Here is a 293-nt window from a genome sequence, read left to right as displayed (position 1 = left end):
CGCCGCATCCATGCGGCTCACGCCCCTGCGCAGCCCATCTACCCGGCCACGGACAGGTTCCGTGCGCGCCTACCCACGGAGAAGAAAGAGAAGATCAAAAGCAAAAGCGGCCTGGCGGGTCGCTTCATTGCCTTGTGTAGAGCCGAGCCATGCTCGGCTCACGAGCAAGCGCAGCGCCGCGACCCGCTTTTGATCTTCTTTTTCTTCTCCGTGGGTGGCAGACCTCCGAAATCTGTCAGAGGCCGGTCGGGTTGGGTACGCGGGGGTGTCAGCCGCATGGATGCGGCTGCCAA

The 293-nt window shown here is 63.1% G+C and carries 1 protein-coding gene; it reads right to left on the bottom strand.

The annotated features are described in order from the left end of the window. Positions 1-69 precede the first annotated feature (69 nt). Positions 70-293, bottom strand: a 224-nt coding sequence (locus G5A07_RS22280; protein WP_223107763.1) for a hypothetical protein, incomplete at its 5' end; no start/stop codon positions are given.

Origin of the sequence: Stenotrophomonas sp. AS012628 (genome assembly GCF_010608305.1) — a bacterium.
Classification (GTDB): domain Bacteria; phylum Pseudomonadota; class Gammaproteobacteria; order Xanthomonadales; family Xanthomonadaceae; genus Stenotrophomonas; species Stenotrophomonas geniculata.
The sequence above is the reverse complement of the archived record's forward strand: the minus strand, read 5'-3'. Positions and strand labels throughout refer to the sequence as shown.